A 19419-nucleotide genomic window follows, 5' to 3' on the forward strand; every position below is an offset into this window, starting at 1 on the left:
CAGGATCCGAGCGCTCGGTACCGGTCCGATATCAGCCTGTGGTCACGAACCGATCACCGACGATCGGCCGGTAGCCTTGCCGCGAACAGCACACCGCCGGACCACACACGGGTGCGGTCGGGACTGACGGAGAGGGCTGGAACGTTATGGAAGAGCCGCGTCGCCTCGGCGGCCGGTACGAGCTGAGCCACGTGCTCGGCCGCGGTGGCATGGCCGAGGTCTACCTCGGGCACGACACCCGGCTCGGCCGTACCGTAGCCGTCAAGACCCTGCGTGCCGACCTCGCCCGTGACCCGTCCTTCCAGGCCCGGTTCCGCCGCGAGGCCCAGTCGGCCGCCTCGCTCAACCACCCGGCCATCGTCGCGGTCTACGACACCGGCGAGGATTACGTCGACAACATCTCCATCCCGTACATCGTGATGGAGTACGTCGACGGCTCCACCCTGCGCGAGCTGCTGCACTCCGGCCGCAAGCTGCTGCCCGAGCGGACCCTGGAGATGTGCATCGGCATCCTCCAGGCGCTGGAGTACTCGCACCGCGCCGGCATCGTGCACCGTGACATCAAGCCCGCCAACGTCATGCTCACCCGGACCGGCCAGGTCAAGGTCATGGACTTCGGCATCGCCCGCGCCATGGGCGACTCCGGGATGACCATGACGCAGACGGCCGCCGTGATCGGCACCGCCCAGTACCTCTCCCCGGAGCAGGCCAAGGGCGAGCAGGTCGACGCGCGCTCCGACCTCTACTCCGCGGGCTGCCTGCTCTACGAGCTGCTCTGCGTGCGGCCCCCCTTCGTCGGCGACTCCCCCGTGGCGGTCGCCTACCAGCACGTGCGGGAAGAACCGCAGCCGCCGTCGAACTTCGACCCCGAGATCACGCCCGTGATGGACGCCATCGTCCTCAAGGCACTGGTCAAGGACCCCGACTACCGCTACCAGTCCGCCGACGAGATGCGGGCCGACATCGAGGCCTGCCTGGAGGGCCAGCCCGTCGCCGCGACCGCCACCATGGGCGGGGCCGGCTACGGCTACTCCGACCAGGGCGGCTACGGACACCAGGGCTACGACCAGCCCACCACCGCGCTGCGCTCCCCGGACGCGGGCGGCCAGACCTCGATGATGCCGCCGATGCCCCCCGGGGGCGACGGCGGATACGGCTACCAGGACCAGGGCGGCTACGACCAGGGCCATGGGCGCCGGCAGCAGAAGAAGAGCCGGGCCTCGACGGTCCTGCTGGCCGTCGCCGCGGTGCTCGTCCTGGTCGGTGCGATCCTGATCGGCCGGACCATCTTCAGCGACACCGCCGACAACCGCCCCACCGTGCCCAAACTCGTCGGCCAGACCTTCGAGTCGGCGCAGAGCAGTGCCAAGAACGTGGGCCTCTCGGTGGAGAAGCAGGCCGAGGAGCCCTGCGCGGACCAGCCCAAGGGCAACGTCTGCTCGCAGGACCCGGCCGACGGCAGCAAGGTCGACAAGGGCACGGTCGTCAAGGTCAAGGTCTCCACGGGCGCGCCCAAGTCGGCCGTCCCCGATGTGGCGCGGCTGAAGTTCGAGGACGCCGAGACCCTGCTGAAGAACAAGAAGTTCCAGGTCGAGAAGAAGCTCGTCGAGTCCGACGGCGCCAACCCCGGCACCGTGACGGACCAGAACCCGAAGGCGGGCACCCAGGCCGAGCAGGGCTCCGTGATCACCCTCACGGTCGCCAAGGAGGTCGCGAAGGGCGTCGTCCCGAACCTGGGCGGAATGACCAAGGAGCAGGCGGTCAAGGCGCTCCAGGACGCCAAGCTCAAGCTGGGCAGCACCACCGAGGTGGACCAGCCCGGGGCCGCGCCCAAGACGATCGTGGCCCAGCAGTACGAGCCCGGTCAGCAGCTGCCCAAGGACACCACCGTCAACGTCAGCATCGCCAAGGGCAACGCGCAGCCGTCCGCCGTGCCGCCGCTGACGGGGCAGACCGTGGCCCAGGCCAAGAACACCCTGAAGCAGGCGAACCTGAACTTCGGGTCGGTCCTGGGCGGCCCGACCGACGACAACGCCATCGTGGTGACCTCCGACCCCGCGGCCGGCACCCCGGTCCCCGCGGGCACGGTGATCAACGTCCGCACCATGGCGAACCCGAACCAGCCCCAGGACGGGGGCCAGGGCGGCGGAGGCTTCTTCGGCGGCCTCACCGGCGGCCGCCGCTAGGAACCGGACAGGAACGAGAACAGGCCCGGCCCCGAGAGGGGGCCGGGCCTGTTTCACGTGAAACGCGGACCGGAGCTCGGTCCGTCAGCGCAGCTCCGCCGGAGGCGTGCGCTTGGCGTCCACCTTCTCCGTCCGCACCAGCTCGCCCCAGACGATGTACCGGTACTTCGAGGTGTAGACGGGGGTGCAGGTCGTCAGGGTGATGTAGCGGCCCGGGGCCGTCTTGCCCGACTCCTTCGGAACCGGGTTGATCACGTCGGTGTTGTACTTCGAGGTCTGGGTGAGCTCGGCGAAGACCTTGTACACGTACCAGGTGTCCTTGGTCTCGAAGACGACCGCGTCGCCCCTCTTCACCTTGTCGATGTTGTGGAACTTCGCCCCGTGCCCGTCGCGGTGCGCGGCCAGCGCGAAGTTCCCCTTGTCGTCCCAGGGCAGGGCCGCCTTCACCGGGTCCGTGTAATAGCCGGCCACGCCGTCGTTGAGGACCTCCGGGGAGGTGCCGGGCTTGACCAGCACCTCGCCGTTCTTCATCGACGGCACGTGCAGGAAGCCGATCCCGTCCTGGGTGTCGAGGGCCCCCGGCTCCCCGGGCCCGCCCGCGGCGCCACCGGGCTTCTGCTGCCACTGCCGGCGGACCTGGTCGCCACCGGCCGAGGCCTGCCGGTCGGCGAGGACGTTGGTCCACCACAGGGAGTACGCCACGAACAGGCCCAGGATCAGCCCGACGGTGATCAGGAGCTCCCCCAGCAGGCTCAGGGCCCCGGCGACCACACTGCGGTCGGCGGGCGGCGGTGCGGAGCGGCGGCGGGCACGAGACACTGCGGATTCGTCCTTAGGAGCTGTTCAGCGGCTGTTCAGCGCGGGCGGAGCACCCTGGCTGCGCGGGCGTTCGTCGACCATCCTGCCCCATACGATCATCCGGTAGGTGCTCGTGAACTCCGGGGTACAGGTGGTCAGCGTGATGTAGCGGCCGGGTCCGGGGAATCCGGAACCCTCCGGCACCGGCTTGATCACGGACACGTTCGCCGGAGAGGTCTGCGGCAGGACCGAGGTCATCTTGTACGTGTAGTACGCGTCCCGGGTCTCGACCACGATCGGGTCCCCCGGCACCAGCTGGTTGATGTACCGGAACGGTTCGCCGTGGGTGTTGCGGTGCCCGGCGAGTGCGAAGTTGCCCTGCTGGTCGGAGGGCATCGCCGTCTTCAGGGCGCCCTCGGAGTAGTGGCCGACCATCCCCTTGTCGAGCACCTTCGCCTTGCTCACCCCCTCGGCGACCGGCACCTTCAGGTCCAGCTTGGGGATGTGGAGGATGGCGAAGCCCTGTCCCGGCTCGAAGGCGGCCACGGGCGGGGCGGCGGCCGCCGGGGGGTTCTCCCAGGTCTGGCGCAGGGAGCCGGCCGCCCCGCTGGCCGTCCGCTCGGCCAGCAGGTTCGTGTACCAGAGCTGGTATGCGACGAACAGCAGCATCACCACGCCGACGGTGATGAACAGCTCGCCGAGGGCCCGGCTGAGCACCACCACCGGCCCGCCGGAACGCGGACGGGCGCGCCTGCGGCCCCGCCCGCCCCGTTTGCGGGCCCGCGCGTGCGAGCGCTTCGCGGCCTCCTGCGCTGCCCTGCGCCGCGCGGCCCGGCCCTCGCTGGGCGCGGACGGCGCGACCATCGTCACGCGACGGCCTTGCCCACCACCGGGGCCAGGCCTTCCGACCGGGCGACGGCGCCGGCGTCACCGCAGCGCACGAGCCAGTTGGCGAGCATCCGGTGGCCCCACTCGGTCAGCACCGACTCGGGGTGGAACTGGACGCCCTCCACGTCGTGCTCCCGGTGCCGCAGGCCCATGATGATCCCGTCCTCGGTGCGGGCGGTGACCTCCAGCACGTCGGGCAGGGTCTGCGGCTCGGCGGCGAGGGAGTGGTAGCGGGTCGCCGTGAACGGCGAGGGCAGTCCGGAGAAGACGCCGAGACCCTCGTGGACCACCGGGGAGGTCTTTCCGTGCAGCAGCTCGGGGGCCCGGCCCACGACACCGCCGTAGGCGACGGCCATGGACTGCATGCCCAGGCAGACGCCGAAGACCGGGACCCCGGTGTCGGCGCAGTGCCGGACCATGTCGACGCAGACGCCGGCCTCCTCGGGCGTGCCCGGGCCGGGGGAGAGGAGGACGCCGTCGAAACCGTCCTGGGCGTGGGCGAGCTCCACCTCGTCGTTGCGCAGCACCTCGCATTCGGCGCCGAGCTGATAGAGGTACTGGACCAGATTGAAGACAAAGCTGTCGTAGTTGTCGACAACCAGAATGCGCGCGCTCACGGAGTGGCTCCCGATCCCTCGTCCACCGTCACATCGTTGAAGGGAAGGAGCGGCTCGGCCCACGGGAAGACGTACTGGAACAGCACGAACACCACCGCGAGGACCAGTACGAGACAGATCAGCGCCCGCACCCACGCGTTGCCCGGCAGATGCCGCCAGATCCAGCCGTACATTCCGTCTGTTTCCTTCGCCGTCCACGATTCACTCACGCACCGCGGGGGCGGTACCGCACCAGACTACGGGCCGGGGCCCCGGCGGCGTGGGTCACCCGGGCAATCCCCCGGGTCCGGCGGGCCCGGTGGCGGTGAGTTCCGCCCAGACGATCAGGCGGTGGCTGTGGCCCCACTCGGGGTCGCAGGTGGTGAGGGTGAGGTACTTGCCGGGGGTGGCGAAGGGGGAGCGGGCGGGGACGGGGTCCACGACCGCGGTCTCGGCGGGCAGGACCCGCAGCGGTTCGGCGCGGACGGTGTAGGTGTAGCGGTGCACGGCGTCGCGGACGATCACGGTGTCCCCGGGTCGCAGCTCGTCCAGGTCCTTGAAGGGGTCCCCGTAGGTGCGCCGGTGGCCGGCGACGGCGAAGTTCCCGTCGTCTCCGGGGCGGGCGGTGCCGGTGTAGTGGCCGAGGCCCTTCTTGAGCAGGCCGGTGTCCGTGCCCTCCAGGACCGGCTTGCTCCAGTCCGCGCCGAAGCGGGGGACGTACATCTCGGCGAACGCCTGCCCGGCGGGATAGGGCTGCGGCGAGGGGGCCGCGGGAGCCGGTGGGGCGGACGGGGCCGGCGGGGGCGCGGGGGCGGGGGCGGCCGCCGCCCAGCGGTCGCGCAGGCGGGCCCGCTCCCCGTCCATGGCCCGGTCCGCCTCGACCCCGGTCCACAGCAGGACGTAGACGGTGAACAGCACGATCAGGGTCCCGGCCGTCAGGCACAGCTCACTGAACGTCCGTACCAGCAGGCGCAGTACGGCGTCAGGGCGAGGCGGACTCCAGCGGCTTCGCATAGTGGAGGTCCACTGTGCCGGAGTAGCCGGGAAGTGTCAGCCGCTTGTCCTCCTCCACTTTCCAGCCGAGCCCGTACGCGTTGACGTACAGCTGGTAGTTCTGGATGGCGGGGGAGTTGTTCAGGGCCTTGCGCAGCGCCCCCGGGTCGCCGACCGCGGACACCTTGTAGGGGGGCGAGTACACCCGGCCCTGGAGGATCAGGGTGTTGCCGACGCAGCGCACGGCGCTGGTGGCGATCAGCCTCTGGCCCATGACCTCGATGCCCTCGGCGCCGCCCAGCCACAGCGCGTTCACCACGGCCTGGAGGTCCTGCTGGTGGATCACGAGGTCGTTGGGCTGCGGCTCGGGAACGCCCGGGACGCGGGCGGTGGCGTTGGGCGGGGCGTCGTTGAGGGTGACGCTGAGGCCCTTGCCGGTCAGCTCCTCGGTGCCGGAGGCCTTGCGCAGGGCGGCGAGCTTGGCGTCCTCGGCCTTGGTGCTGCCGTTGTCCCGGTCGGCGAGGGCGTCGACCTGGGAGCGGACGGCTGCGGCGCTCTTCTCCAGCTCCGCGTTGTTGGCGCTGCGCTCGTGGATCAGGTCGGAGAGCTTGAGGAGGGAGGCGTCCGTGCGGATGTTCGTACCCTTGGACGTGTTGAAACTGGTGACGAAGATGAGGCCCGCGAGGGCGAACACGGCGGCCGTCAGCAGCCTCACCGTCCTGACCCGGCGGCGGGGACCCGCGGAGGAGTCGTCGGAATTGGTCAACGTACCCTTCTCCTTCAACGCCACAGGTCCACTACGCTAACGGACGCCCGGGGCAGGCAAGGTCCCCCAGCGCATCGACAGGAGAGCCCCTCGTGCCGAAGTCACGTATCCGCAAGAAGGACGACTACACGCCGCCGCCGACGAAGCAGGCGCAGCAGATCAGGCTGGGGAGCCGCGGCTGGGTCGCCCCGGTCATGCTGGCCTTCTTCCTGATCGGTCTCGCGTGGATCGTCGTCTTCTACGTGACCGACACCCAGCTGCCGATCGAGGCACTGGGCAACTGGAACATCGTGGTCGGTTTCGGATTCATCGCAGCCGGATTCGGCGTCTCCACTCAGTGGAAGTAGTACACGGATAGCCGAGCGGCGCAACCTCTCCCCATGAGTTATCCACAGCGTCATCCACACCTGAGGAAAAGACAGAAGATCTGTGGATAACTCTGTGGAGAGTTGACGCCGGTGTGATCAGGTGAGTGCGGCCGTCCGCACCATGATTACGACGAGCGCCAGCAGGAGGACCCCCGCACAGGCGGCCCCCTGGACCAGTATGCGCCTCCTGCCCGTGACCGGGGCGAGCAGTCCCAGGGCGACCAGCGCGCCCGTGACCAGGCCGCCGATGTGCGCCTGCCAGGACACCGACCAGCCGCCCCCGAAGGGCACGAAGGTCACCAGCAGCATCAGCCCCAGCGTGATCAGCACGGGGCGCATCTCGTACCGCAGCCGGCGGGCGAGGACGACGGTGGCGCCGAGCAGTCCGCAGATGGCGCCGGACGCGCCGAGGGTCGGGGTGTTCGGCGCGGTCAGCAGGTAGACGAGGGCGCTCGCCCCGAGCCCAGACAGCAGGTAGAGGACGAGGTAGCGGGAGCGGCCCAGGGCCGCCTCCAGCGGGCCGCCGATCACCCACAGGGCGACCATGTTGCCGAAGATGTGCCACCACTCGACATGCAGGAACACCGAGGTCAGCAGCCGGTGGTACTGCCCGGTGGAGACGCCCTCCAGGGGCGCCCCGTAGTACTCCACGTACCGGCCGAGCAGCTCCAGCTGGACGGCCAGGCCGGGTACGGCGTACGCGGCGAGGAAGACCGCCACGTTGATCCCGATCAGGATCTTGGTGATGAGCTGGGGATCGGCGGCGACCAGCCCGCCCGCGACCGTCCGCGGGGCGTTGGCCGCCGCGGCGTGCCCGGTGCCGGAGCCGCCCCGGACGCACTCGGGGCACTGGTAGCCGACCGAGGCGCTGATCATGCACTCCGGGCAGATGGGCCGGTCGCAGCGGGCACAGCTGATGCCGGTGTCGCGGTCCGGGTGGCGGTAGCAGCCCGGCAGACGCTCGGTGTCCATCGGTCCCCTCGGTCAGCGGCGGGGCAGGGCACGCACCCCTGCCGGTCCGTACACGTCCAGTCCGTACACAAGCAGTACGGACGGGCGGGCCGCGATGGTTCCCGGGGCTTCCCGGGAACCGGTGTACGGCCGACGCGTCAGCGCGTGGCCTCGCGCCGCTCCACGGACACCGACTGGATGATCACGTCGTCCAGCGGCCGCTCGGTGCGCGGGTTGGTGGCGCCGGACGCGATGGCGTCCACGACCTTCTGGCTGGCCTTGTCGGTGACCTCGCCGAAGATGGTGTGCTTGCGGGTCAGCCAGGCGGTGGGCGCGACGGTGATGAAGAACTGCGAGCCGTTGGTGCCCGGGCCGGCGTTGGCCATGGCCAGCAGGTACGGCTTGGTGAAGGCCAGGTCGGGGTGGAACTCGTCGGCGAACTGGTAGCCGGGGCCGCCGGTGCCGTTGCCGAGCGGGTCACCGCCCTGGATCATGAAGCCGCTGATGACGCGGTGGAAGACGGTGCCGTCGTAGAGCGGGGAGGTCGTCTTCTGGCCGTCCGTGGGACGGGTCCACTCACGGGCGCCCGTGGCGAGCTCCACGAAGTTCCGGACGGTCTTCGGCGCGAAGTTCTCCAGCAGCTCGATCTCGATGTCGCCGTGGTTCGTCTTCAGGGTGGCGTAGAGCTTCTCGGCCACGGATCTGCCTTCCATAGTCATCGCTGTCGGCCCCGATCCTCCCACGGAGCGCGGCACCCGGCTGAAATTCCTCCACCTGGATGCCCTCTCGCCCCGGATGCCCCGTCACGCATGCCGTGCGCCGCCGCGACAGGCATGATCCGACAAAGGGTGGAAAGGTGAACTGTGTCCGCCACCGAGGAGGAGGATCCCGTGACCCGCAAGGACAGCGTGAGCCTGGCCGCCGAGAACGCCAGGGACGCCATGAGGCACGCGGCGGAAGTGGTGGCACCCTACGCGGGGACCGCCAGGGACGCGGCCGTCCACTACGCCCAGGAGGCGAACGCACGGCTTGCCCCGAAGGTCTCCTACGCCGCCGGCCAGGCGTCCCAACAGGCCCGCGCCGCCTACGAAACCCATCTGCATCCGCGGATGACCGCGGCGCGCACGCACCTGCCGCCGAACGTGGACCGGGCCGCCACCAAGGCCGTCCACCAGACGCGGCAGGCGTGCCGACACGCCGTCGACTACACGGCACCCCGCCTGGAGAGCGCCCTCGCCGCGGCCCACCCCGTCGCGGAGGAGGCCTCGAACCGCTCGATGGCCGCGCTGGCCGCGCTGCGCGGGCAGGTCTCCGCCAAGGACGTGCAGCGGCTGTTGCGGCGGAGCGAGCGGCGCGCGAAGTGCGGGCGGGTCTTCGGGCTTCAAGGGGATCGCGCTGGCCGGCCTGGTCGCCGGCGTGGCGTTCGTGGCCTGGAAGTGGTGGGACCGGCAGTCGAACCCGGACTGGCTCGTGGAGCCCCCGGCCGCCACCGAGCTGTCCTCGCAGGACGCCGCACCGGCGAACTTCGACGACGAACTGGCGGCGAAGGAGAAGGAGAACGGCGCGCCCTGAGCGCGGCCGCTCCCCGCAGGGCAAGGGGCCCGGATCCTGGAGGATCCGGGCCCCTGCCGTTGTCCGCCCCCGGGTACGGACCGCCCGGTCAGCCGGGCAGCGTCAGCACCTGTCCAGGGTGGATGAGGTCGGGGTTGGCGCCGATCACGCCCCGGTTCATGGCGTACAGCTCGCGCCAGCGGGCCTCGTTGCCGAGCTCACGGCGGGCGATCGCGGAGAGCGAGTCACCCGGCTTGACGGTGTACGTGCGCTTCTTGGCGGCCGGCGCCGGCTTCGGCGGCACCGGTACGGCCTTGTGCGCGGCCGACAGGTCACTGGGCTCGGCGGGCCCCGGGTGCGGCCGGGCCGGCCCTGCGCCGGCCTTGGGCGGCATGGCGGCCTTCGGCGCCGCGGCCCCCATCCGCTCGGCGGCCGCCTTGGTGGCCGCCGCGTCGGTGTACTTGGACCCCATGTCGGAAGGCGTCGGCGGGGCCCCGCCCGCGCCCGGAGCGGCCGCCTGCTGCTCGGTCTGCTCCTGCTGCTTCTTCTTGTCGTGCTTCAGGAAATCGAAGAGTCCCATCTGCGTGCGCCTCCGGCGTGGTGTGGATGCCCCCTGGGTGCCACTCTCCGCCACGGAGGGCGCGGCGGCCCCGCGACAGGGCCGTCCGGGGGACGCAAAAGACCCCCTGACCAGCGTTTCCGCAGGTCAGGGGGTCTTTGTGAGTGGAGCCTAGGAGATTCGAACTCCTGACATCTGCCTTGCAAAAGCAGCGCTCTACCAACTGAGCTAAGGCCCCGTGCGTCCGGACGCGGGCCCTCCCCCGGAAGGGAGTGTCCGTTCCGCAGGACAGCGTACCCGGTGCACCCCCACATCCCGCAAAATGATTGGGACTCCCGCCCCGCGACCACGCTCCGTAAGATGCTCGCGAGGTTCGCACCAGCGAAGGGGAGTAGTAAGAGTGGACGCAGTACAGCAAGAGGCCACCGCCAGAGCCCGGGAGCTCCAGCGCAGTTGGTACGGGGAGCCGCTCGGCGCCCTGTTCCGGCGGCTCATAGATGACCTCGGCCTGAACCAGGCTCGCCTCGCTGCTGTCCTCGGACTGTCGGCGCCGATGCTGTCCCAGCTGATGAGCGGGCAGCGCGCCAAGATCGGTAACCCCGCCGTGGTCCAGCGGGTGCAGGCCCTCCAGGACCTCGCCGGGCAGGTGGCGGACGGCAGCGTCAGCGCGGCCGAGGCCACCGACCGGATGGACCAGATCAAGAACACCCAGGGAGGGTCCGTCCTCAGCAACAGCGGTCAGACCACCCCCGGTTCCGGCGCCCCCACCGTCAAGCGGGTCGTCCGCGAGATCCAGTCGCTGCTGCGGTCGGTCTCGGCGGCCGGCGACATCATCGACGCGGCGAACGCCCTCGCCCCCAGCCACCCCGAACTCGCCGAGTTCCTCCGGGTGTACGGCGCCGGGCGCACGGCGGAGGCAGTGGCCCACTACGAGGCCCACCAGAACTGACGCACGGGGGCCACGGGGGACGGAACGGGGGGCGGGCACAGCGATGGGCGAGGTCTTCGCCGGCCGGTACGAGCTGGCCGACCCCGTCGGGCGGGGCGGGGCGGGTGCCGTCTGGCGGGCCTGGGACCGGCGCCGGGGCCGCTACGTCGCGGCGAAGGTGCTCCTGCGGGCCGAGGCCCCGATGCTCCTGAGGTTCGTGCGCGAGCAGGCCCTGCGCATCGACCACCCGCACGTACTGGCCCCCGTGAGCTGGGCGGCCGACGACGACAAGGTCCTGTTCACCATGGACCTGGTCGGCGGCGGCTCCCTGGCCCATGTGGTCGCGGACTACGGGCCGTTGCCGCCGCACTTCGTGTGCGTCCTGCTCGACCAGCTCCTGTCGGGGCTGGCGGCGGTGCACGCGGAGGGCGTAGTCCACCGCGACGTCAAGCCCGCCAACATCCTGCTGGAGGCCACCGGGAAGGGGCGGCCGCACCTGCGGCTGTCCGACTTCGGGATCTCCCTGCGCAAGGGCGAGCCCAGGCTCACCGATACGGACCTCGTCGTCGGCACCCCGGGCTACTTCGCGCCCGAACAACTGCGCGGCGCCGAGCCGGACTTCCCCGCCGACCTCTTCGCCGTCGGACTGGTCGCCCTGTACCTGCTGACGGGCCGCAAGCCCGATTCCCCGGCCCTGCTCGAACGCTTCCCCGCCCATGGCGTCCCCGAGGCCCCCGAGGGCGTCCCGGCGCCCCTGTGGGACGTGATCGCCAACCTCCTGCACCCGGACCCCCGGAACCGGTTCCGGACCGCCACAGGGGCACGCAAGGCCCTTGCCGAGGCAGCCCAGTTGCTCCCCGAACCGCCCGCGGACGAGGAGCCGGTGGAGGTCTTCGACCAACTGGGCCCCCTGCCCCCGGGCTTCGGCCCCGAAGGCCCCCTGTCCACCCCCGTCCGCGAGGACCCGCCGCAGCCGGCCCCCGCCGCGCCGGACACGACCGGCTACCACCTGGCGCCCCCGGCCCCGGCCGCCACCCGGCGCGTCCCCCCGCCCTCACCGAAGGTCACGGCGGCCATCCTCACGGCCGCCCTCCTCTGCTTCACCACCGCCGGCTGGGCCCTGACCCGCCTCTGAGCCTCCCCCGCGCAACAGGCCCCGCACCCGACCGAACGGCCCCGCCACCCCAGGGGCGCGGGGAACCGCGCGAGCAGCCACCGCCGGCCCGCACCGAACCGGGGACGCCGGAACCGCGCGACCAGCCACAGCGGACCCGGACCCGAACCCCCGGCGGAGCTCAAGGGCGCCCCGAGCGCCGTGCCAACAGCACCCAGCCCCCCAGCAGCAGCACCGCCCCCGCTCCGAACCCCGCCACCGCGACGACCCGCATCGCGGAGCGGTCGTCCTCCCGCGCGGCCGCCGCCTCCGGGGCCGTCAGCCCCTCCCGCGCAGCGGAGCGCTCGGCCTCCCCGACCCCGAACCCGGCGGCCCCCAGGCCCTCCCGGTACGCCGGGGCGGCGGCCGAGCCGCCGCCCGACACCGCCACCCGCAACGTCAACGGCACGGCCGCCGCGTCCTCGGTGAACTCCCCGACCTTCCCGCCCAGCGTGACGGCGACGTAGTACCAGCCGGCCACCCGTACGCCCCGCACCGCCGCCTCGTCGGCGAACCGGTTCCCGTACGCCACCGGCGCGGTCCTCGGCAGCGTGACCGCCGCCTGCTTCCCGTCGTACGAGGTGCCCCGGGACTCCACCGGCCCCCGGTACGGGCTGTACAGCGCGAGGGTGAGCCCGTCCGACGCCGAGCCGTAGTCCTTCGTCATCCGGGCCTTCGCGATCTCGGCCCCGATCCCGAGCTGCTGCCCCCAGTCCAGCGGCACCCGGTAGAACCGCGTCTGCCCGGGCCTCAGTTCGTCCCGCCAGACCCCCGCGCCCAGCGCCCGCGCGTCGTTGAAGCCGGTGCCCCCGCCGCGCGGGACGGGGTCGCTGCCCGGCAGGACCGGGGAGGCCGAGGGCCAGGCGCCCGGCGCGGCCGTCGGGGCGGTTCCCGCGGCCGGGGCCGGCTCCCGCCGCACCTGGAGCTCCACGGGCCAGGCTGCCCGCGGGGAGTCCTTCCCGGCGGCGCTGCGGGTCACCTTCACGTAGTACGTCCCGGCCGCCTGGCATTCGGCGTCCTCCACGAGCAGCCGCTGCCCCACGGCCCCGAGCGGGACCGCGTCGTAACCGAACGCCGCCCGGCCGGGGTTGCCGGGGCAGGAGCGGCCCCCGGTGGTCATGACCTCGACCTCCAGCCCGTCCCCGTACCCGGCCGCCGTCCCGGGAGGCGGGTGCAGCACCGCGGAGACGTACACGCTGGAGGCCGCGTCGAGGTTCAGCCGGTACACCCGTTCACCCGGCGCCAGGACGTCCTCGTACACCGCGCCGGTCTCCAGCAGCGGCGCGTCCGCCGTCGACGGCTTTCCCGCGATCCGCCGCGCCCCGTCGGCCACGCGGTACTCCGGCAGCGGCTGCGGGGCCGCCAGGGCGCTCCCGGCGGGCCAGAGCGCCGCCCCCAGCGCCCCGGCGAGTAACGCGGCCCGGACAGCACGAAGCCCCGACTGCAGCGGCAGCCGGGGCTTCATGAGATCAAACGTGGGGCTCACACGCCGGAACCGGAAGGCACGGAGTCGGTTGCCTCCGTCCACAGGTCCTGCTCGGCGCGGTCCGCCTGGATCTGGCGGTACACGAGGAGCCCGCCGATGGCGGCCAGTGCGACCAGGAGCAGCTTCTTCACCGCGCGACCTCGTCTTTCGTTGACGTTGGGGACTTCTGGGCGCCAACAATACACACCGACCGATACCGATCGGTTATCTGGGAGCCCCTCGGGCGGACCAACGAAGAAGACCCCCAGGCCCGAGGGCCTGGGGGTCTTCTTCACTGTGGGGCTAACAGGATTTGAACCTGTGGCCTCATCCTTATCAGGGATGCGCTCTAACCAACTGAGCTATAGCCCCTCCGCGCCTGCGCGCTGACTCCTGAAGATTAGCGCACAGACGCAGTGGAACCCAAATCCGTTCCCGCGGGAGGTTCCCGCAGGTCAGTCACGGGTCATTCGTCCTCGGCCAGCGTGAGCTCCACGCCGCCCACGAAGCCCGCCGACAGGTTGTAGATGAACGCGCCCAGCGTCGCCAGGGCGGTCATCAGGACGACGTCGATCACCGCGATGACCGAGGTGAAGATCAGCACGCGGGGCAGCGACAGGAACGACTGGAGGTCGAACCCGTTGCCCTCGTTCGAGCCGGTGGCCTCGCTGATCGTGCCGCCGACGGTCGAGAAGATGCCCATGGCGTCCATGACCATCCACAGCACCGCGGACGCCACGATCGTGCAGACGCCGAGCGCGATCGACAGCAGGAAGCTGACCTTCATCACCGACCACGGGTCGGCCTTGGCCACCCGCAGCCGCGCCTTGCGCGTCCGGGGCGTCGTACGGGTCCCCGGCACGGGCCCCCGCTGCGCACCCGGCTTCTTGGGGGCCGCGTACGCCTGCGGGGGGTGGTAGGGCTGCCCCGCCGCGTCCTTGGACTTGGCCTTGGCCTCGGTCGCGGTCTCGTCCACGGCGGGCTTCTGCTTCTGCTTGGACGTGGACTGCGGCTTCGCCTGCGGCTCGGACTGCGGTCCTCGGGTGTCCGTCACGGTTCCCCCCCTGCCCTCGGCGGGGGTCTCCCCGCCCTTGGAGTCCGCGGCTGGGCCACGGGCACCGTTCGCTCCAGTCTTGGCCGGTCCGGCGCCCGTGGCTCCACTCACGACTTACTCCTCGTGCTCCCGATCCGGGGACGCTTCGCCCCCGGCGGCCTCGGCGGCCGTTCCCTCGGCTGCCGCGGCCTCGATCCCTGTCTCGATCTCGTCGACCTCGTCAGCTTCCTGACCGGCCTCGGCGTTGCGGGCGATGCCCACTACGGCATCCCGCTTGCCCAGGTTGATCAGCTGGACGCCCATGGTGTCACGGCCCGTCTCCCTGACTTCGTTGACGCGCGTACGGATCACACCGCCGCCGAGCGTGATGGCGAGGATCTCATCCGATTCGTCCACCACCAGCGCGCCGACGAGCGATCCGCGGTCCTCCACGATCTTGGCGGCCTTGATGCCCAGGCCGCCACGGCCCTGGACGCGGTACTCGTCCACCGCGGTCCGCTTGGCATAGCCGCCGTCGGTCGCGGTGAACACGAACGTACCCGGCCGGACAACGCTCATCGAGAGCAGTTCGTCACCCTCGCGGAAGCTCATGCCCTTCACGCCGGAGGTGGCGCGGCCCATCGGGCGCAGCGCGTCGTCCGTCGCCGTGAAGCGGATGGACTGCGCCTTCTTGCTGATGAGCAGCAGGTCGTCCTCGGCGGAGACCAGCTCGGCGCCGATCAGCTCGTCGTCGCTGCCGTCCTCCGTCTCGCGGAGGTTGATGGCGATGACGCCGCCCGAACGCGGGGAGTCGTAGTCCTTCAGCGCCGTCTTCTTCACCAGGCCGGCCTTGGTGGCCAGGATCAGGTAGGGCGCCGCCTCGTAGTCGCGGATCGCGAGGATCTGGGCGATCTTCTCGTCCGGCTGGAAGGCCAGCAGGTTCGCCACGTGCTGCCCGCGCGCGTCGCGGCCGGCGTCCGGGAGCTCGTACGCCTTGGAGCGGTAGACGCGGCCCTTGTTCGTGAAGAACAGCAGCCAGTGGTGCGTCGTCGACACGAAGAAGTGGTCGACCAGGTCGTCCTGCTTCAGCTTCGTGCCGCGCACGCCCTTGCCGCCGCGCTTCTGCGAGCGGTAGTCCTCGGTCTTGGTGCGCTTGACGTAGCCGCCGTGCGTGATGGTGACGACGATGTCCTCTTCGGCGATCAGGTCCTCGATGGACATGTCACCGTCGAACGGCACCAGCTTGGAGCGGCGGTCGTCGCCGTACTTCTCGACGAGCGCGGCCAGCTCCTCGCTGACGATCGAACGCTGCTTCTCCGGCGAGGCCAGGATCGCGTTGTACTCGTCGATCTTCGCCTGGAGCTCGTCGTGCTCGGCGACGATCTTCTGGCGCTCCAGGGCGGCCAGGCGGCGCAGCTGCATCTCCAGGATGGCGTTCGCCTGGATCTCGTCGATCTCCAGGAGGCCCATCAGGCCCTCGCGCGCGATCTCGACGGTGTTGCTGCGCCGGATGAGGGCGATGACCTCGTCGATGGCGTCCAGCGCCTTGAGTAGGCCGCGCAGGATGTGGGCCCGCTCCTCCGCCTTGCGCAGGCGGAAGCGCGTACGGCGGACGATGACCTCGATCTGGTGCTGCACCCAGTGGCGGATGAACGCGTCGATCGACAGGGTGCGCGGCACCCCGTCCACCAGCGCCAGCATGTTCGCGCCGAAGTTCGTCTGCAGGTCGGTGTGCTTGTAGAGGTTGTTCAGCACGACCTTGGCGACGGCGTCGCGCTTGAGCACGATCACCAGGCGCTGGCCGGTCCGGGACGAGGTCTCGTCGCGGACGTCGGCGATGCCGCCGATCTTGCCGTCCTTGACCAGGTCGGCGATCTTCTGCGCCAGGTTGTCGGGGTTGGTCTGGTACGGGAGCTCCGTGACCACCAGGCACTGGCGGTTCTGGATCTCCTCGACCTCGACCACCGCGCGCATCGTGATGGAGCCGCGGCCGGTCCGGTACGCCTCCTCGATGCCCTTGCGGCCCACGACGAGGGCGCCGGTCGGGAAGTCGGGGCCCTTGATGCGCTCGATCAGCGCGTCCTGGAGCTCCTCGTGCGAGGCGTCCGGGTGCTCCAGCGCCCACTGGGCGCCGGCCGCGACCTCGCGCAGGTTGTGCGGCGGGATGTTGGTGGCCATACCGACGGCGATACCGGCGGAACCGTTGACCAGCAGGTTCGGGAAGCGCGCCGGGAGGACCGTCGGCTCCTGGTTGCGGCCGTCGTAGTTGTCCTGGAAGTCGACGGTCTCCTCGTCGATGTCCCGGAGCATCTCCATGGCCAGCGGCATGAGCTTGCACTCGGTGTAGCGCATGGCGGCCGCCGGGTCGTTGCCCGGGGAGCCGAAGTTGCCGTTCGAGTCCACCAGCGGCATGCGCATCGACCACGGCTGGGCCAGGCGGACCAGGGCGTCGTAGATGGAGCTGTCACCGTGCGGGTGGTAGGTGCCCATGACGTCGCCGACGACGCGGGCGCACTTGTAGAAGCCCTTCTCGGGCCGGTAGCCGCCGTCGTACATCGCGTACAGCACACGACGGTGGACGGGCTTGAGGCCGTCCCGTACGTCGGGCAGCGCGCGGGAGACGATGACGGACATCGCGTAGTCGAGGTAGGAGCGCTGCATCTCCGTCTCGAGCCCGACGGGCTCGATGCGCAGCTGCGGCTGCTCCTCCGCGGCGTTTTCAGCGGTGGGGGTGGTTTCGTCGGCCATTGCCGGTCAGAAATCCTTTCGGGCGGTCAGCGTCGGGCCGACTCAGATGTCGAGGAAGCGGACGTCCTTGGCGTTGCGCTGGATGAAGGAGCGCCGCGCCTCGACGTCCTCACCCATCAGCACCGAGAACAGGTCGTCGGCCTGCGCCGCGTCGTCCAGCGTGACCTGGCCGAGCACGCGGTGGTCCACGTCCATGGTGGTGACGCGCAGCTCCTCGGCGTTCATCTCGCCCAGACCCTTGAAGCGCTGGATCGAGTCTTCCTTGATCCGCTTGCCGTTCTGCTTGCCGAGCTCGACCAGGGCGTCGCGCTCACGGTCCGAGTACGCGTACTCGAAGTCGTCGCGGCCCCACTTGATCTTGTACAGCGGCGGGCGGGACAGGTAGACGTGCCCGGCCTCGACCAGCGGACGCATGAAGCGGAAGAGGAAGGTCAGCAGCAGGGTGTTGATGTGCTGGCCGTCGACGTCGGCGTCCGCCATCAGGATGATCTTGTGATAGCGGAGCTTCTCGATGTCGAAGTCCTCGTGCACACCGGTGCCGAAGGCGCTGATCAGCGCCTGGACCTCGGTGTTCTGGAGGATCTTGTCGATGCGCGCCTTCTCGACGTTCAGGATCTTGCCGCGGATGGGCAGGATGGCCTGGTACATCGGGTTGCGGCCGGACTTCGCGGAGCCGCCGGCGGAGTCGCCCTCGACGATGAAGATCTCGCACTTGGTCGGGTCGTTCGACTGGCAGTCCGACAGCTTGCCGGGCAGCGAAGCGCTCTCCAGCAGGCCCTTGCGGCGGGTCAGGTCGCGGGCCTTGCGGGCCGCGACGCGGGCCGTGGCCGCCTGGATGGCCTTGCGGACGATGTCCGCGGCCTCGACCGGGTTGCGGTCGAACCAGTCGCTGAGGTGCTCGTGGACCACCTTCTGCACGAAGGTCTTGGCCTCCGTGTTGCCCAGCTTGGTCTTGGTCTGGCCCTCGAACTGGGGCTCGCCCAGCTTGACCGAGATGATCGCCGTCAGACCCTCGCGGATGTCCTCGCCGGCGAGGTTGTCGTCCTTCTCGCGGAGCAGCTTCTTGTCCCGCGCGTAGCGGTTGACCAGGCCGGTCAGCGCCGCGCGGAAGCCCTCTTCGTGGGTTCCGCCCTCGTGCGTGTGGATCGTGTTCGCGAAGGAGTACACGCCCTCGCTGTACTGCGAGTTCCACTGCATCGCGATCTCGACCGAGAGCATGCGCTCCTTGTCCTCGGCCTCGACGTCGATGACGGTCGGGTGGATCAGCTCGCCCTTGCGCGAGTTGAGGTACTTCACGAAGTCGACGATGCCGCCCTCGTAGTAGTACTTCACCGTGCGCGCGGTGGGCTCGGTCGCGTCCGCGTCCGGGTCGTCCGCGCCCACGGTGGCCTTCGCGGACTCGCGCTCGTCGGTCAGCGTCAGGGTCAGGCCCTTGTTGAGGAAGGCCATCTCCTGGAAGCGCCGCGACAGCGTCTCGAAGGAGTACTCGGTGGTCTCGAAGATGTCGCCGTCGGCCCAGAACGTCACCGACGTGCCGGTCTCGTCGGTCTCCTCGTTCTTGGCCAGCGGGGCCGTGGGCACGCCCAGCTTGTAGTCCTGGGTCCAGCGGTGCCCGTCCGTCTTGACCTCGACCGCGACCTTGGTCGACAGGGCGTTCACGACGGAGACACCGACGCCGTGCAGACCGCCGGAGACGGCGTAGCCGCCGCCGCCGAACTTGCCGCCCGCGTGCAGAACCGTGAGGACGACCTCGACGGCCGGCTTGCCCTCGGACGGCACGATGCCGACCGGGATACCGCGGCCGTTGTCGACCACGCGCACCCCGCCGTCGGCGAGGATCGTCACGTCGATGGTGTCGGCGTGCCCGGCCAGCGCTTCGTCGACCGAGTTGTCGACGACCTCGTAGACGAGGTGGTGCAGACCACGCTCACCCGTCGAGCCGATGTACATACCCGGCCGCTTGCGGACCGCGTCCAGGCCCTCGAGGACCTGGATCGCACTGGCGTCGTAATTCTTCTCGTTGGAGTCGCCGGAATCGGCCACGAAGCGCCCTTTCTGGCACAGCGCAGCCCGTACTCCGGACCAGCATGTACGCCGGCGGGAGCGGCCGCGTCGATCTGCGTTGTCTGCGTTTGTTCGGTGTCCCCCCGCGAAGGGGCGGGATTGTCTTCCAGTCTACCGGTACCACTGACATGAGTGGGGGTTTGCCGGTGCCTGAGTCCGCATGTGCCGCCCTGAACCTCCTCTGTCCGACTCCCCATATCCGGGGAGGGGCTCAAAGAGGCTCACGCGGGCGTCCAGCGCTTCGGCCTGTCAACCCGCGGCTACGGTGAGGGACGCCGCATCGACGCGATCCAGCCTCGCCGGCGTTCGAGGCGCTGGGGGCACCTCCCAGCGGCAGCTGGGGGAGGAACGGTGGAAGGGCGGGTAGGGGAC

Annotated in this window: 17 protein-coding genes, 2 tRNA genes and 2 pseudogenes; 5 read left to right on the forward strand and 16 right to left on the reverse strand. The window is 70.6% G+C overall.

Annotated elements, in window-relative coordinates; all coding sequences use genetic code 11:
- Positions 1-146 precede the first annotated feature (146 nt).
- Positions 147-2186: a Stk1 family PASTA domain-containing Ser/Thr kinase gene (pknB, locus tag VR44_RS00730; protein ID WP_045945354.1), complete on the forward strand. Its 2040-nt coding sequence runs from the start codon at positions 147-149 to the stop codon at positions 2184-2186.
- Between the two features lie 84 nt (positions 2187-2270).
- Here the strand turns inward: pknB and VR44_RS00735 are convergent, their stop codons facing one another.
- From VR44_RS00735 to VR44_RS00760, 6 genes and pseudogenes are all read right to left on the reverse strand, one after another.
- Positions 2271-3005 carry a class E sortase gene (locus tag VR44_RS00735; RefSeq protein ID WP_045945355.1) on the reverse strand — a complete coding sequence of 245 codons (735 nt, stop codon included), beginning with the start codon at positions 3003-3005 and terminating at the stop codon, positions 2271-2273.
- Positions 3006-3029: 24 nt separating this feature from the next.
- Positions 3030-3704, reverse strand: a pseudogene (locus VR44_RS00740) (class E sortase); the annotation flags it as partial.
- Positions 3705-3850: 146 nt separating this feature from the next.
- On the reverse strand, positions 3851-4489 hold the full coding sequence (locus tag VR44_RS00745) for an aminodeoxychorismate/anthranilate synthase component II (RefSeq protein WP_045945357.1): 639 nt from the start codon (positions 4487-4489) through the stop codon (positions 3851-3853).
- Positions 4486-4662, reverse strand: coding sequence for a hypothetical protein (locus tag VR44_RS45845; RefSeq protein WP_045945358.1), 177 nt, complete (start codon positions 4660-4662; stop codon positions 4486-4488). The genes VR44_RS00745 and VR44_RS45845 overlap by 4 nt, the downstream gene beginning before the upstream one ends.
- A gap of 91 nt (positions 4663-4753) precedes the next feature.
- Positions 4754-5482 (reverse strand): class E sortase, encoded by a 729-nt coding sequence (locus VR44_RS00755; RefSeq protein ID WP_045945359.1) that lies wholly within the window; start codon positions 5480-5482, stop codon positions 4754-4756.
- Entirely contained in the window at positions 5451-6227 is a 777-nt protein-coding gene (locus tag VR44_RS00760) for a DUF881 domain-containing protein (protein ID WP_045945360.1), read from the reverse strand. The genes VR44_RS00755 and VR44_RS00760 overlap by 32 nt, the downstream gene beginning before the upstream one ends.
- A 92-nt stretch (positions 6228-6319) precedes the next feature.
- On the opposite strand from VR44_RS00760, the gene crgA reads away from it, so the two are divergent.
- Complete coding sequence (gene crgA, locus VR44_RS00765; RefSeq protein WP_045945361.1) at positions 6320-6574, forward strand: cell division protein CrgA; 255 nt, start codon at positions 6320-6322, stop codon at positions 6572-6574.
- Positions 6575-6691: 117 nt separating this feature from the next.
- On the opposite strand, the gene VR44_RS00770 is transcribed toward crgA, so the two are convergent.
- Both VR44_RS00770 and VR44_RS00775 read right to left on the reverse strand, forming a co-directional pair.
- Positions 6692-7567 (reverse strand): rhomboid family intramembrane serine protease, encoded by an 876-nt coding sequence (locus VR44_RS00770; RefSeq protein WP_045945362.1) that lies wholly within the window; start codon positions 7565-7567, stop codon positions 6692-6694.
- A 137-nt stretch (positions 7568-7704) separates the two neighbouring features.
- A complete protein-coding gene (locus VR44_RS00775) occupies positions 7705-8244 on the reverse strand; it encodes a peptidylprolyl isomerase (protein ID WP_045945363.1) in 540 nt (179 codons plus the stop codon).
- 192 nt (positions 8245-8436) lie between these two features.
- Here VR44_RS00775 and VR44_RS00780 point away from each other — a divergent pair.
- A pseudogene (locus tag VR44_RS00780) lies at positions 8437-9118 on the forward strand (DUF5324 family protein).
- A gap of 88 nt (positions 9119-9206) precedes the next feature.
- Here the strand turns inward: VR44_RS00780 and VR44_RS40865 are convergent.
- Both VR44_RS40865 and VR44_RS00790 read right to left on the reverse strand, forming a co-directional pair.
- Positions 9207-9677: a LysM peptidoglycan-binding domain-containing protein gene (locus VR44_RS40865; protein ID WP_052713404.1), complete on the reverse strand. Its 471-nt coding sequence runs from the start codon at positions 9675-9677 to the stop codon at positions 9207-9209.
- A gap of 144 nt (positions 9678-9821) precedes the next feature.
- A tRNA-Ala gene (locus VR44_RS00790) sits at positions 9822-9894 on the reverse strand.
- Between the two features lie 162 nt (positions 9895-10056).
- Between VR44_RS00790 and VR44_RS00795 the strand changes: the two genes are divergently transcribed.
- Entirely contained in the window at positions 10057-10605 is a 549-nt protein-coding gene (locus VR44_RS00795) for a helix-turn-helix domain-containing protein (protein ID WP_045945364.1), read from the forward strand.
- A gap of 43 nt (positions 10606-10648) precedes the next feature.
- The gene (locus VR44_RS00800; RefSeq protein ID WP_045945365.1) at positions 10649-11719 is read left to right on the forward strand and encodes a serine/threonine-protein kinase; all 1071 of its coding nucleotides are present in this window, start codon (positions 10649-10651) and stop codon (positions 11717-11719) included.
- 160 nt (positions 11720-11879) lie between these two features.
- Here the strand turns inward: VR44_RS00800 and VR44_RS00805 are convergent, their stop codons facing one another.
- From VR44_RS00805 to gyrB, 6 genes are all read right to left on the reverse strand, one after another.
- Complete coding sequence (locus VR44_RS00805) at positions 11880-13202, reverse strand: hypothetical protein (protein ID WP_045945366.1); 1323 nt, start codon at positions 13200-13202, stop codon at positions 11880-11882.
- A 17-nt stretch (positions 13203-13219) separates the two neighbouring features.
- The gene (locus VR44_RS46295) at positions 13220-13354 is read right to left on the reverse strand and encodes a DLW-39 family protein (RefSeq protein WP_208809277.1); all 135 of its coding nucleotides are present in this window, start codon (positions 13352-13354) and stop codon (positions 13220-13222) included.
- A 146-nt stretch (positions 13355-13500) separates the two neighbouring features.
- Positions 13501-13574 (reverse strand) — tRNA-Ile (locus tag VR44_RS00810).
- A 94-nt stretch (positions 13575-13668) separates the two neighbouring features.
- Positions 13669-14367, reverse strand: coding sequence for a DUF3566 domain-containing protein (locus tag VR44_RS00815; RefSeq protein WP_094191340.1), 699 nt, complete (start codon positions 14365-14367; stop codon positions 13669-13671).
- A 3-nt stretch (positions 14368-14370) separates the two neighbouring features.
- A complete protein-coding gene (gyrA, locus tag VR44_RS00820; RefSeq protein WP_045945368.1) occupies positions 14371-16983 on the reverse strand; it encodes a DNA gyrase subunit A in 2613 nt (870 codons plus the stop codon).
- Positions 16984-17025: 42 nt separating this feature from the next.
- Positions 17026-19047, reverse strand: coding sequence for a DNA topoisomerase (ATP-hydrolyzing) subunit B (gyrB, locus tag VR44_RS00825; protein ID WP_045945369.1), 2022 nt, complete (start codon positions 19045-19047; stop codon positions 17026-17028).
- Positions 19048-19419 lie beyond the last annotated feature (372 nt).

Source organism: Streptomyces katrae (assembly GCF_000966975.1).
Lineage (GTDB): Bacteria > Actinomycetota > Actinomycetes > Streptomycetales > Streptomycetaceae > Streptomyces > Streptomyces katrae.